At 56.5% G+C, this 12,132-nt stretch carries 12 protein-coding genes; 8 read left to right on the top strand and 4 right to left on the bottom strand.

What is annotated here, in order from left to right:
- Positions 1-31 precede the first annotated feature (31 nt).
- From IE102_RS10465 to IE102_RS10475, 3 genes are all read left to right on the top strand, one after another.
- Positions 32-658, top strand: a complete 627-nt coding sequence (locus IE102_RS10465; protein WP_189486431.1) for an NUDIX domain-containing protein — start codon at positions 32-34, stop codon at positions 656-658.
- Positions 659-691: 33 nt separating this feature from the next.
- Positions 692-1,519: a serine O-acetyltransferase gene (gene cysE, locus IE102_RS10470; RefSeq protein WP_189486432.1), complete on the top strand. Its 828-nt coding sequence runs from the start codon at positions 692-694 to the stop codon at positions 1,517-1,519.
- A gap of 137 nt (positions 1,520-1,656) precedes the next feature.
- The gene (locus IE102_RS10475; protein WP_189486433.1) at positions 1,657-1,857 is read left to right on the top strand and encodes a DUF3126 family protein; all 201 of its coding nucleotides are present in this window, start codon (positions 1,657-1,659) and stop codon (positions 1,855-1,857) included.
- A 144-nt stretch (positions 1,858-2,001) separates the two neighbouring features.
- Here the strand turns inward: IE102_RS10475 and IE102_RS10480 are convergent, their stop codons facing one another.
- From IE102_RS10480 to secA, 4 genes are all read right to left on the bottom strand, one after another.
- Positions 2,002-3,123 (bottom strand): Rieske 2Fe-2S domain-containing protein, encoded by a 1,122-nt coding sequence (locus IE102_RS10480; RefSeq protein ID WP_189486434.1) that lies wholly within the window; start codon positions 3,121-3,123, stop codon positions 2,002-2,004.
- Positions 3,124-3,640: 517 nt separating this feature from the next.
- The gene (locus IE102_RS10485) at positions 3,641-4,291 is read right to left on the bottom strand and encodes a hypothetical protein (RefSeq protein WP_189486435.1); all 651 of its coding nucleotides are present in this window, start codon (positions 4,289-4,291) and stop codon (positions 3,641-3,643) included.
- A gap of 116 nt (positions 4,292-4,407) precedes the next feature.
- Entirely contained in the window at positions 4,408-4,947 is a 540-nt protein-coding gene (locus tag IE102_RS10490) for a DUF2059 domain-containing protein (protein ID WP_189486436.1), read from the bottom strand.
- Positions 4,948-5,168: 221 nt separating this feature from the next.
- A complete protein-coding gene (secA, locus tag IE102_RS10495) occupies positions 5,169-8,036 on the bottom strand; it encodes a preprotein translocase subunit SecA (protein ID WP_189486437.1) in 2,868 nt (955 codons plus the stop codon).
- Positions 8,037-8,216: 180 nt separating this feature from the next.
- On the opposite strand from secA, the gene IE102_RS10500 reads away from it, so the two are divergent.
- The 5 genes from IE102_RS10500 (at position 8,217) to mutT (ending at position 11,743) form a co-directional block, all read left to right on the top strand.
- Positions 8,217-9,176, top strand: a complete 960-nt coding sequence (locus IE102_RS10500; protein ID WP_189486438.1) for a peptidylprolyl isomerase — start codon at positions 8,217-8,219, stop codon at positions 9,174-9,176.
- Between the two features lie 77 nt (positions 9,177-9,253).
- Positions 9,254-10,663 carry a bifunctional glutamate N-acetyltransferase/amino-acid acetyltransferase ArgJ gene (argJ, locus tag IE102_RS10505; protein WP_229807697.1) on the top strand — a complete coding sequence of 470 codons (1,410 nt, stop codon included), beginning with the start codon at positions 9,254-9,256 and terminating at the stop codon, positions 10,661-10,663.
- Between the two features lie 47 nt (positions 10,664-10,710).
- On the top strand, positions 10,711-10,968 hold the full coding sequence (locus IE102_RS10510; RefSeq protein WP_189486439.1) for a type II toxin-antitoxin system Phd/YefM family antitoxin: 258 nt from the start codon (positions 10,711-10,713) through the stop codon (positions 10,966-10,968).
- On the top strand, positions 10,965-11,348 hold the full coding sequence (locus tag IE102_RS10515) for a type II toxin-antitoxin system VapC family toxin (protein ID WP_189486440.1): 384 nt from the start codon (positions 10,965-10,967) through the stop codon (positions 11,346-11,348). Before IE102_RS10510 ends, IE102_RS10515 begins: the two co-directional genes overlap by 4 nt.
- The gene (gene mutT / locus IE102_RS10520) at positions 11,345-11,743 is read left to right on the top strand and encodes an 8-oxo-dGTP diphosphatase MutT (protein ID WP_189486441.1); all 399 of its coding nucleotides are present in this window, start codon (positions 11,345-11,347) and stop codon (positions 11,741-11,743) included. Before IE102_RS10515 ends, mutT begins: the two co-directional genes overlap by 4 nt.
- Positions 11,744-12,132: the final 389 nt, after the last annotated feature.

Raw genomic sequence — 12,132 nt, forward strand, 5'->3', positions numbered from 1 at the left:
TAGCGCGTCACGAAAATTGCGAGTCTTTCTCATGAAAAATAGTAACCTGCCGCCGTGGGATAGTCTTGAAGCTGCTGCGGCGCGTCCCGACTGGCAAATCCTGACGCAAAAGATCGAATTTGAAAATCCGTGGATGCGGGTTGAAAGCTATGATGTCATCGCCCCCACAGGCAATCCGGCCCATTACGGTATAACCCGATTTAAAAACCGGGCGGTGGCAGTGGTGCCTTTGTTTGACGATGCTACGGTCGTGATCGTGGGCCAGCAACGGTTTGCGCTCAATACCTATAGCTGGGAACTGCCCGAAGGCGGGGTGCCGGACGGCGAAGACCCGCTGGAAGGGGCCAAACGCGAGCTGGCCGAAGAGGCCGGATTAAAGGCCGAACACTGGCGCGAAATCATCCAGATGGATGTGTCCAACTCCATTACCGACGAAGTGGCGACTGGCTATCTGGCGACCGGCCTTTCGCCCACAAAAGGCGCGTTGGATGAGACCGAAAGCCTTGAAATCAGGCGCGTCCCCTTCAAAGACCTGTTAAAGGCTGTTATAAGCGGGCAGGTCAGGGACTCCCAGACGGTTGTGTGCGCGTTGCGGATACACCATATGGCAACTACGGGTGACTTACCGCCGCACCTGATTAACGCGATCTTGGGATAAGGGATGTATCCCTGTCCCACCGGAGGCAAAGATATGGCCAATAAGTTTGATGTCATTTCGCGTCACGATACGCCGATTTGGCATACGCTGCGGAACGAAGCTCTGGAGGCGGCCAAGGCTGAGCCCGCTTTGGCGTCCATGCTGCATTCGACCATATTGTCCCATGATGGCTTAAACTGCGCCCTGTCGTTCCATATCGCGCGCAAACTCAATGACGCGGGCTTTGGCGAAATGACCCTGCGGGAGATCATCGACGATTACTACGCCAAGGACACTGCCTTGATCGAGGCGGCCGAACGCGACCTGCAGGCCGTCTATGAGCGCGACCCCGCCGCCAAGGGCTATTTGCAGGCATTTATGTTCTTCAAGGGCTTCATCTCGATCCAGATTTACCGCATCGCCAACCGGCTGTGGCGGGACGGGCGCTTTACCATGGCCCACCACTTCCAAAGCCGTGTGTCGGAACTGTTCCAGATCGATATTCACCCGGCGGCCACCATGGGTAAGGGCATCTTCATGGACCACGGCACCGGCATTGTGATCGGTGAAACGGCGGTGGTCGGGGATGATGTCTCCATGTTGCACGGCGTGACCCTGGGTGGCACCGGTGCTCACACCGGCGACCGTCACCCCAAGATTGGCAATGGTGTCCTTCTGGGGGCCGGGGCCAAGGTGCTGGGCAATATCAAGATTGGCGACCATGCCAAGATTGCCGCGGGCTCAGTGGTGCTTAAGCCGGTGCCGGAACACTGCACGGCGGCGGGCGTGCCGGCTAAGCTGATCAACTGCAAGACCTGCTCCGATCCGGCCCGCAGCATGGATCAGACCCTGTCGGATGTGGTTTACGACTACGTGATTTAATCCCAGAAATCTGCGGGCGGCGCAGCTTTCGGTTTGCGCTGAAGTGGTCGTCGCTATAGACGTCTAACGCAAAGTTTATCCCCGCTTGCCGGGATTCATGCTTTGATGCCTCACCAATCACGTAGAGACTTAAAACGATGAACGCTTCGGATATCACCAAGGTCCAGGACTACCTCACCAAAACCTTCGGCACCAAGGGCCTTGAAGTCAAAGCCCGCAAGCAAAAGGATTCGTCGGAAGTCTATATCGGTGAAGAGTTCATCGGCGTGGTCTATGTCGACGAAGACGAAGAGGGCAGCTTTATCTTCGAAATGGCCATTCTCAAAGAAGACCTGTAAAAACCTGCCTTTTGGCGCGCAACGTCGTTGTTCGGATTTTTGCGGTGCCCGTGTACATTAAGTACACTATCACTCCGCAAAATCCGAACGCCTAGTATCGCATCCAAAATTCAGATTTTACGCGGCGGTGTTAAAGAAGGGCTATCAACTCGTCCACTTGAGCGTGGAGGGCTTGACGGGGTTCACAAACGCCCGCTTATCCGCCCGCGATTGCACCCATTCCCGCTTTAATTGCTGATACCATTTGGCCTGAGTGTCAGCATCGTCGATCCACAGCAGGCTGGGGTCGTATTTCAGGCCCTCATTCTGCAAATTGACCATATCGCCGTCCTGCTTGAGGAAGGCCTTTGCGCCCAGCCGGAAAAACGGCGTGATGGCGCGGAAAATGCTGTGATCCGACCAGAAAATCTGGGTGATGCGCGTGGTCCCGGCGTCTATAGGCGTCAGACACGTCAGCCCCAGAATCTGGCGCTCTCCGATCACAATATGCTCATAACGTACACCGGGGAGACGAAAGGTGATCTCTGTCGCCGGCGCGCCACCTAAAATCCGATAGGCGCGGGAGTTCTTTGACGGGGCATGACGCACCATCGCAAAACCATATTCGGTCGGTGCAAACGCCTTTGATTTTTCAAGCTGTTTCTTGGACGACCGCCACCACCATTGCTGGTGCACATAGGGGCCGTGGGCGGGGTCCATCAGGCCCACAACCGCATGGTCGATATGGCTGTCGAAATCCATACGCTCGACAATTAGGGGCTTACCGCCGACGACCCCGGGCAGGGTGGGGGGCGCGTGATCTGGCTCGGGGGTGCGGCGCGGGTCAGAGGTCACATAGACCCAGACCAGCCCCTGTTGTTCCGTAACCGCATAGTTGCGTACGCGGATTTTTGACGCGTCCATTGCCTGATCTGAGGTCAGGGACGGTATCTTGGTGCAGGTGCCCGCGGTATTGAACGTCCAGCCGTGATAGGGGCATTGCACAATGCAGGCGCCGTGCTCATCCTTTATCATCTGACCGGCGGACAAAGGGGCGGCGCGGTGCGGGCAGATGTCACGCATGGCGTAAACGCCATCATTCAGGTCACGCCCCAGAAGGACAGGTTCGTCCAGCAGCACATAGCGTTGCAGTTTGCCGGAAACCAGTTCCGACGACAGGGCCGCGAAGTACCAGCAGTCTTTCAGAAAACCCTGACCAAATACCATTCGCTCACGCGGCGTAATCGCAGGTGACGATATTTCAGAAGGTGCGGCTTGATCGGGCATGAAGGCTACAGATTTAAGTCAAGGGGCAATATGCTGCCCACTATAGCAGCCCTCAATCGTGCGCCCAAAGTCTTTTATGGATTTCCGCCCCTGCGGCGTGTTGCCACGCTATTAAGTATCAGGGGCGGGGCTTCACTACTTCGGGCAGGTTTTCTTGCACTGCAGCCAGGATTTCAGGCACTTATCCGAATTCTTATCGGTTTTCTGACATGTATTGTAGGTATTGTCGCAACTACGCTTGCACTGAATGGCATTCTGAGCCTGAACCGCCCCTGCCGATAGTAGAGAAACGACCGCAACGGCCGCCAAGACCTTACGCACGCACTTCATCGGTTTTGCCTCCCTTAAGGCTGTCCGTCCTTGGTTTTTAGTGGACGTTAACGTAAAGGAGTGTAGCGCAAATTTGGATTTCGACTACTAAAATTTAACCGCTGTTAAGAATTTAACCCGCTACAGGCGAATGGCTGTAGCGGGTTACTGTAATCGCTGGCTTTTTTGTTGCGGCTTGCGTCTCGGATCAGGGAACCGCGGGGGGCGCCTCATAGGCCTGAATGATTTTTAATACGGCAATCTGCATATCAATTTCGGCGCGCTTGTCGATGCCGCCGTCATCAGTCATGCGAACCTTGGTCAGCTTTTTTTGCGCTTCATTGCTGAGGTCTGCGGTGAGTTGCTGGATTTCCTCGCGCTTGAGGTACAGCGCGTGCTGACGCGCCCCCAGATTAAGCACCTTATCCCCTAGTTCTGTGGCAGCAAGGGCGGCAATCGTGGCGATGCGGTACTTATCATTCTCAGATAATGAATTGATATCTATGTAGTTATTCACCTCAAGAATGATGAGGCGCATGTGGACGTTATTAATGAAATGACGCGTGATTTCATCGGTGCCATCGACCTCGAACAGTTTACGCATCAAATCGACGCGCTCCAGAAAGGCCGGGTCTTCGGCGGGGGTAGCGGCCTGCTGGCCCTCGTCGCTTGCGCTGCCCGTAAGCGGCACCAACGGCTGGGCTTTGAGCTCGGCGTCACGAGTCGCCTTATCGATAATAGCCTTTAGGGTCTGCGCGTCGATCTGAGGCTGGGTTTGCGCCATGGCCTGCTGGCGGATAGGGTCGAGAATCAGCCGGGGCAAGGCGTTGGGCGCATCAACGGGCCCCGCGACGGCCATCGATGCCGCACCCAAAACCATAGCAGAAACAATAACCTGAATACTAAATCGATACAAAACAACCCCCACACTTGCCCGTTTTGGGCGTCCCCAAATCTTTAGTTTAGCCAGACGATTTAACTCTGGACCTGCTCATTGAAGGTCTTGATGATCTTGACGACCGCATCGACCATATAGGTCTGAATTTGCTGGGCACTGGCTTCGGGGGCCATGAACTTGCCCGCATTATAGCGCATGCCCGCATCTGAGCCGTTGGCCTTGATCAGCAGGCCGATTTCCTCTTCGGAGAATGCCTTGGCCTGAGCGGTCGCCACGGCGTCAATCAGTTCAGCCTCGGTCTGACGCAGAATGGTGTTGGATATCTGATCCAGTCGTTGTTCCTGGGCCGGGGTCAGGTTCTTTGACTGATTGCGGTCGATGATGACGACGCGCACCGCCGCCTTGGTATTGAGCATGATGGTGCGGATATTGCGCGACGTCCCGTTTAGCTCCATCAGTTGGCGATACAGGCCGGTTTTACGGTCTTCGGCGCGGGCCACCGCCGTGTCATTGACCTGAGCCAGAGCGTCCTGAGCGAGATCGGTGATGACCGCAGGGGCATGGACGGGGCGGTCGTCAACCACGACCTGAGCCTGCGTGGCATCGGCCAATAACATCGCTACCGCTGATACCGCGGCTAATCTGTGCAGTCCCACACCCATCATCATCAACCCCCAATTCAGGGTTAATGATAGTTAATAGGTTCAGTTGTGGCAATGGCTGAATTTCTGGCTCTGATTTCAGTGGCTAAGTGTGGCCAAGATGCCCCCACGAACTCCAAATACGTAATCCCGTGAAAAGTACACCGAGGCAAAGCCGAGGGACTTTTCACGGAGTGCTACACTAATGCCCCGTGGCAGTGCTTGAACTTCTTGCCCGACCCGCATGGGCAATTGCCATTGCGTGAGGTGTTTTCCCAGCCCGCCGGAAGTGATGAATTCGGCAAGGCCGCACGCTGTTCCGGCGTCAGGCTCGACGGATCAGCACCCGCTTCGTTATGGCCGGTCAGTGGATCAAGGTGAATTTCCTCAAACTGGATCGGATCGAACGCTGCCGGTTGCGGGGCGGGCTCCTCAAAGCGGATTTCCAGCGTCATCAGCCAGCGCGTCGTGTTGTGGCGCAGGTTGATCAGCAGGGTTTCAAACAGGGTGAAGGCTTCGGTCTTATATTCATTGAGCGGATCACGCTGGCCATAGCCGCGCAGGCCGATCACGGCGCGCAGGTGATCAAGATGCATCAGGTGCTCGCGCCACTGCATGTCGATCATTTGCAGCAGGAAGTTTTTCTCCAGCGCCTTCATCTGATCGTTGCCCAGCATCTCAAGCCGCTTGGCCATCTTCTCAGCCGCCAGATTTTGGATGCGCTCCTCGATCTCTTCGTTGGCAATGCCTTCTTCGCGCGCCCAGTCCTCAATCGGCAGGTCAAGCCCCAGCAGGGCGACGCAGCGTTCTTTCAGGCCCTCAACATCCCATTGCTCAGCATAGGCCTTGGGCGGCAGGTGGCGCTCAACCAGATCAGAAATCGTGTCGACGCGCATTTCGGCGATCAGTTCGGATAGGTCCTCAGAGTCCATAAACTCCTGACGCTGTTCAAACACGGCTTTGCGCTGGTCGTTGACCACATCGTCATATTTCAGCAGGTTTTTACGGATTTCGTAGTTGCGCTGCTCAACGCGCTTTTGGGCGGTGGCGATGGCCGAATTGAGCAGTTTGTGGGTGATGGCTTCGCCGTCTTCGACGCCGAGGGTCTTCATCATGGCGTTGAGGCGGTCACCGGCAAAGATGCGCATCAGATCGTCTTCGCACGACAAAAAGAACTTGGAACGGCCTGGGTCTCCCTGACGGCCGGTACGGCCACGGAGCTGGTTGTCGATACGGCGGCTTTCGTGGCGCTCAGTCCCGAGCACGAACAGGCCACCGGCCTCCAGCGCCTTTTGCTTAAGGCCCGCGACGCTGGTTTCGATCTCACCGCGCTTGGCCAGAATTTGCTCGGCTGAGGGGTCGCGTCCGGCTTCGGCTTCGTCTTCCAGCCATTTCTGGACGCGCAGATCGACGTTACCGCCCAACTGAATGTCGGTACCGCGACCGGCCATGTTGGTGGCGATGGTCACTGTGCCGGGCACACCCGCGTCGGCGATAATGTAGGCTTCGTTTTCGTGGTGGCGGGCGTTCAGAACGCTGTGGGGGATGCCCTTGCCGGTCTTATAGGTGATGTCATAGGCGTCATCGCCAAGCTTATTCAGTTCCTTGGCGTCTTTGCCCGCATATTCCGGCTTAACCGTGCGTGAGACTTCGGACTTGAAGCTATATTTCTTAAGGAACTCCGACAGCAGTTCGGATTTCTCAATCGACGCCGTACCAACCAGAATCGGCTGGCCGCGATTATAGCAATAGGCGACTTGCGCGGCGATGGCGGTCAGCTTTTCGGCTTCGGTGCGGTAGACTTCATCGTCGTCATCAATGCGCTTGATCGGGCGGTTGGTGGGGACTTCGAGCACGTCCATCTTATAGATGTCACCAAATTCGGCAGCTTCGGTCGCCGCCGTGCCGGTCATGCCGCTGAGCTTGGTATACATGCGGAAATAGTTCTGGATGGTCACCGAGGCCAGGGTCTGGTTTTCCGGCTGGATTTCGACCTTTTCCTTGGCTTCAATCGCCTGATGCAGGCCTTCGGACAAACGGCGGCCAGTCATCATACGGCCGGTAAATTCGTCGATCAGGACGACTTCGTGTTCGCCGCGGTCATTGGCCTTGACGATATAGTCCTTATTGGCCGTGTAGAGCGTGTTGGCGCGCAAGGCCTGATTGGCATGGTGAACCAGCGAGATATTGACCGGATCATAAAGACCCGCCGAATCCTCAGCCAGCAGGCCACGGGCCTCAAGCACTTCTTCGAGGCGTTCCGAACCCAGCTCCGACAGCAGCACCTGACGCTGCTTTTCGTCCAGTTCAAAGGTTTCCGGATCGGTGATCATTTCGCGCATGATGCCGTCGAGGATCTTATATAGCTCGGAGCGATCTTCGGTCGGGCCGGAGATAATCAGCGGCGTGCGCGCTTCGTCGATCAGGATGGAGTCGACTTCATCGACGATCGCAAAGTTATGGCCGCGCTGAACCTTTTCACGGGTGTTGTAGACCAGATTATCGCGCAGATAATCAAAGCCGAATTCGTTATTGGTGCCGTAGGTGATGTCGGCATTATAGGCCGCCTTGCGCTCCGGCTGGCTGATGCCCTGCACGACCACGCCCGTGGTCATACCTAAGAACTTATAGACCCGGCTCATAAACTCGCAGTCGCGACGGGCCAGATAATCGTTGACGGTAATGACGTGGACGCCCTTACCCGCCAGAGCGTTGAGATAAACGGGCAGGGTGCCGACAAGGGTTTTACCTTCACCGGTGCGCATTTCGGCAATGCCGCCGTCGTGCAGGATCATGGCCCCGGTCAACTGCACATCATAAGGGCGCTGACCAATGGTGCGCCAGGCGGCTTCGCGCACAACCGCAAAGGCTTCTTCCAGCAGCGAATCAAGCGAGGCGCCGCTTGCGATTCGTTCCTTGAACAGGACTGTCTGGCCCGAAAGCTCGTCGTCGCTCATGGCCTTATATTTCGGCTCAAGCGCCGAAATGCGCGTCGCGCGCTGCATCATGGACTTAACTTTACGCTCATTGGATGAGCCGAATAGCTTTTGGGCAAATGCCAGCATTCGAAGAACTCTATGCTTGAATTATATGATGTCCGCGTGAACAGTGCGGAGGGTATCACTGCAAATAGTATGGTTCGCGCCTTATTCAAGCGCGGGGACTGACTTAAGCGGCCAACTGGTGTATGTCAACGTACACCGCAGCTAAGGGCATATTTGGGGAGCGGATATATGGGGTTTGGCATGGGTAAGGGTAAAATAGTTCTGGCGGTGACCGGTTTGATGATGGCTCTGGTCATTTCGGCCTGTGATAAACCCTCAATTAATGAGCCTGCGCCGGAGCCCGGTGACACCGCGGTGGCGAAAATCGAAGATCAGACCGTATGGGCCTCGGATGTGCGTAACGAAGCGGTCGCGCAAGGTCTGATCGGGGAGGGGGAGCCGCTTGATATCACTTCTGACCTGTTCCGGCGGATGCTGGAAGAAGTCATTGACCAGAAACTTCTGGCGCGGGAGGCGGTCAAAAATGGCCTTGATAAATCGATTGTGGCTCAGCGCCGTCTGGCGGCGGCACGTGAGCGTATCTTAGGCGACATGCTGGTTGAAAATACGGTCGATGCCGCCATTGATGATAATGCCGTCAAAAACCTGTACGAAGAACAGCTCAAACTCGCCAAGCAGTCCGAAGAAATTCGCGCCCGCCTGATCATGACTCGTACCCGCGAAGAGGGGGAGGCGATCATCAAGCAGCTTCAGGCGGGATCGATGTTCGAGGCCCTGGCTATGGAGAAATCGACCGATCAGGCCACGCGGTTTAATGGCGGCGATATGGGTTATTTCACCACTGATGTCATGCCGGCCGCCTATAAGGGTGTGCTGGCCAACGCTAAGCCCGGTCAGATCGCCGGTCCGATTGAGATTGACGGCGGCTTTGCGATTTTGAAGGTCGAAGATCGCCGTCAGGAACAGCCTCTGTCGCTGGATGAGGCACGGCCGCAGATCCTGCGCTTTCTGACCTATGATCAGGTACGCATCCTGCTGACCAAGCTGCGCGATAAGGCAGAGGTAAAAATGCTGGTCAAGGATTCCGACTTTGGCGTCGGGGCCGATGAGGAACCGGCATCGGCGGCTCAGGCGGCCGAAATGGCATCAGAATCGGCCTCCGAGGCGGCCTCAGCCGCGCCTGTGCCCGCAGCGCGATAGGTTTGTAAAATCTTTATTTGGCGAACGGTTTGGCCTCTGATAAGGGGCTTAGCCTGTCTGTTTTGTGGAGTTTGCCTGTGACCAAAACCCCGACTTCCGGTGCCTCATCGTCTTCGCCATCAAGCGGTCTGGAGCGTGCGCTCGACCCGTTGGCGAATGCGCTGAAACGTGCCGTGCAGACAGGGGCGGAAATGGCCGGTCTGGGCACGCCTGCGTCGGTTGAGCCCGCGAAACCAACCACAGGCAAGCCCGGTCTTGAGGTGTCGCCGCTGATGCAACCTCTGCCGGTGATGCCGGTGGTCGCGGGTGTCGAAATTGCCATTGCCAGCGCCGGATTTTATAAGCACGTCCGGCCCGACCTGCTGGTCATGAAATTTATTGAGGGCACCACGGCGGCGGGCGTCTTTACCCGCCACACCATCGGTTCCGCACCCGTTGACTGGTGCAAGAAGCAACTCGCCGCCAACGAAGGCAGCGAAATCCGTGCGCTGGTGGTTAATGCCGGTTGCGCCAATGCCTTTACGGGCAAGCTGGGGGCTGATGCCGCCCGCCGGACGGCGGCGGCCGTATCGCGCAGGCTGGATTGCCGTCAGCGCGATATCATGCTGGCCTCAACCGGCGTGATCGGGCAGGTGCTGGACGACGCCAAGGTCGCTGCCAAGCTGCCGGAAATTGACGCCGGTTTCAAAGCCGATGCCTGGCATCAGGCCGCGCAAGCGATCATGACCACCGACACCTTCCCCAAGGGCGCCTACGAATTTGCCGAAATCGACGGCGTCGAAGTGCGTATCGCCGGGATCGCCAAGGGCTCCGGCATGATCGCGCCCGATATGGCGACTATGCTGGCCTTTATCGTGACCGACGCCAATCTGTCGGCGGGCGTGCTGCAATCACTGCTCGGGCTCTATACCCGCACGACGTTCAATTGCGTGACGGTTGACGGCGATACCTCAACCAATGACACCGCCCTGCTGTTTGCGACGGGGGCGTCACGGTCGCCTAAGATCAGTCGAGCCGGTGACCGGCGGCTGTCCGACTTCCGCGTCAAGTTGGAAAAGGTCATGCACAACCTCGCCATCCAGTTGGTGCGCGACGGCGAAGGCGCACGCAAACTGGTCAAGATCAATGTGACCGGCGCGTCATCACCGGCATCAGCCCGTAAGATCGCCAAGTCGATCGCCGAAAGCCCGCTGGTCAAGACCGCCTTTGCGGGCGAAGACGCTAACTGGGGCCGGATCGTCATGGCCGTGGGTAAGACCGAAGAAGAAGTCGACCGTGACCGTATCTCCATCAAATTCGGTGACCTTGTGGCCGCCGAAAACGGTGCTGTGTCGCTAACCTATAACGAAGCCGCCATGAGCGCCTATATGAAAAACGCAGAGCTTGAAGTCAGTGTCGATGTCGGCGTTGGCCGTGGCGCCGCGCATGTCTACACCTGCGACCTGACGCATGGCTATATCAGCATTAATGGTGATTACCGCAGCTAGGATTGATCTGGACCAATAAATGGTCTAAGTTATGAGGGGAGGTCACCATGTTTATTTCTGTTACCGATGCCAAGGCTCAACTCACGGATCTGGTTAGGCGTGCCGAGGCGGGGGATGAGGTTATCCTGACCCGTCACGGGCACGCAGCCGTGCGTCTTGTGCCGGTCAAGGCCCGGCTTAGGCCTGAAGAACGGCGCAAGCTTTTAGAAGAGTTTCAGAAAAACGCGGGTGCGAAAGTGGCACCAGGCCCCGATGCGGCGCATGCGGCTGATTTCCTTTACGGCGACGATGGTTTGCCCGGATGATTGTCGTCGATAGTTCGGCGCTTATTTCAATTGTATTGAAAGAGCCTGCGGGGGACGCCTGCATCGAGGTGCTGGAAGCAGCCGAGAGGTTACTGGTTTCAGCGGCTATTCTGGCGGAGGTTTCTGTCGTTGCCGGCCATCGTGGCTTTTTGGGGGATTTGCAGACCTTGATAGACCGTCTTGATATCGAGATCGTTCCCGCAGATGAGCATGTCGCTGAAATGGTCACAGCGGCCTATATGGCGTGGGGGAAGGGGCGGCACAAAGCGTCCTTAAATCTTATGGACTGTTTTTCCTATGTTACCGCCAAAGCCTATGAATGTCCGTTGCTGTTCGTCGGCAATGATTTTTCCCAAACCGATGTTGTGAGCGCTCTATGAAAACCATCCTGGTAGTCGCCGCCGCCCTTGTGGATGATGACGGTCGAGTGCTGATCGCCCAGCGGCCAGAGGGTAAACAACTGGCGGGGCTGTGGGAGTTTCCTGGCGGCAAGGTTGAAGCCGGGGAAACCCCCGAAGCGGCCCTGATCCGTGAACTTAACGAAGAACTGGGCATTACCGTCAAGCAGGCGTGCCTGGCGCCATTTGTGTTCGCGTCCCACACCTATGAGACGTTTCACCTGCTGATGCCGCTGTACCTGATCCGCCGCTGGGACGGGCAACCCACGGCTATTGAGCATCAGGCTATCAAATGGGTAAAGCCCAATGACATGCGCAGCTATCCCATGCCGCCCGCCGATGATCCTCTGGTCGCCTATCTGGTCGATTTTATATAACTCCCCCTTCCATCTTTTTGCTTGAGCAAAAAGATGGAAGGGGCCGCCCCGTTACCCCGAAACGGGGAAAGGGGTACAACATTTGGCATAATGGCTATTTCTAGATATCCGCTCCTGTAAGAACGGAGCGCCTCCGATGCTTAAAATGGATCAATGGCCCGTAATTCTGAAGAGCTTATCTCGCCTCGTAAAAACTTTAGCTGTGCGATGAAGCGGTAGTTTCGGTCTTGGCAAATGTCGTGTAGCGGGTAGTTGGGATTCGTCTCCGTAACCACGGACTCTGTTCCGTCAATAAGATAGTGGAGGCGTTCGATTTCAGCCTGAATGAATTGCGTGCACATACACGTCTCCTGCGATGTAAATGAGGAAGTTTTCGTGTTTCAATGCGG

This window comes from Asticcacaulis endophyticus, assembly GCF_014652575.1.
In the GTDB taxonomy this organism is placed as follows: Bacteria; Pseudomonadota; Alphaproteobacteria; order Caulobacterales; family Caulobacteraceae; genus Asticcacaulis; species Asticcacaulis endophyticus.

Bases quoted from the DNA above. Each gene is read 5' to 3' on its own strand.
- IE102_RS10480 (WP_189486434.1), bottom strand. From the start codon at position 3,123: ATGCCCGATCAAGCCGCACCTTCTGAAATATCGTCACCTGCGATTACG.
- IE102_RS10485 (WP_189486435.1), bottom strand. From the start codon at position 4,291: ATGGCCGTCGCGGGGCCCGTTGATGCGCCCAACGCCTTGCCCCGGCTG.
- IE102_RS10515 (WP_189486440.1), top strand. From the start codon at position 10,965: ATGATTGTCGTCGATAGTTCGGCGCTTATTTCAATTGTATTGAAAGAG.
- IE102_RS10465 (WP_189486431.1), top strand. From the start codon at position 32: ATGAAAAATAGTAACCTGCCGCCGTGGGATAGTCTTGAAGCTGCTGCG.
- mutT (WP_189486441.1), top strand. From the start codon at position 11,345: ATGAAAACCATCCTGGTAGTCGCCGCCGCCCTTGTGGATGATGACGGT.
- secA (WP_189486437.1), bottom strand. From the start codon at position 8,036: ATGCTGGCATTTGCCCAAAAGCTATTCGGCTCATCCAATGAGCGTAAA.
- IE102_RS10500 (WP_189486438.1), top strand. From the start codon at position 8,217: ATGGGTAAGGGTAAAATAGTTCTGGCGGTGACCGGTTTGATGATGGCT.
- IE102_RS10510 (WP_189486439.1), top strand. From the start codon at position 10,711: ATGTTTATTTCTGTTACCGATGCCAAGGCTCAACTCACGGATCTGGTT.
- IE102_RS10490 (WP_189486436.1), bottom strand. From the start codon at position 4,947: ATGTTATTGGCCGATGCCACGCAGGCTCAGGTCGTGGTTGACGACCGC.
- cysE (WP_189486432.1), top strand. From the start codon at position 692: ATGGCCAATAAGTTTGATGTCATTTCGCGTCACGATACGCCGATTTGG.
- IE102_RS10475 (WP_189486433.1), top strand. From the start codon at position 1,657: ATGAACGCTTCGGATATCACCAAGGTCCAGGACTACCTCACCAAAACC.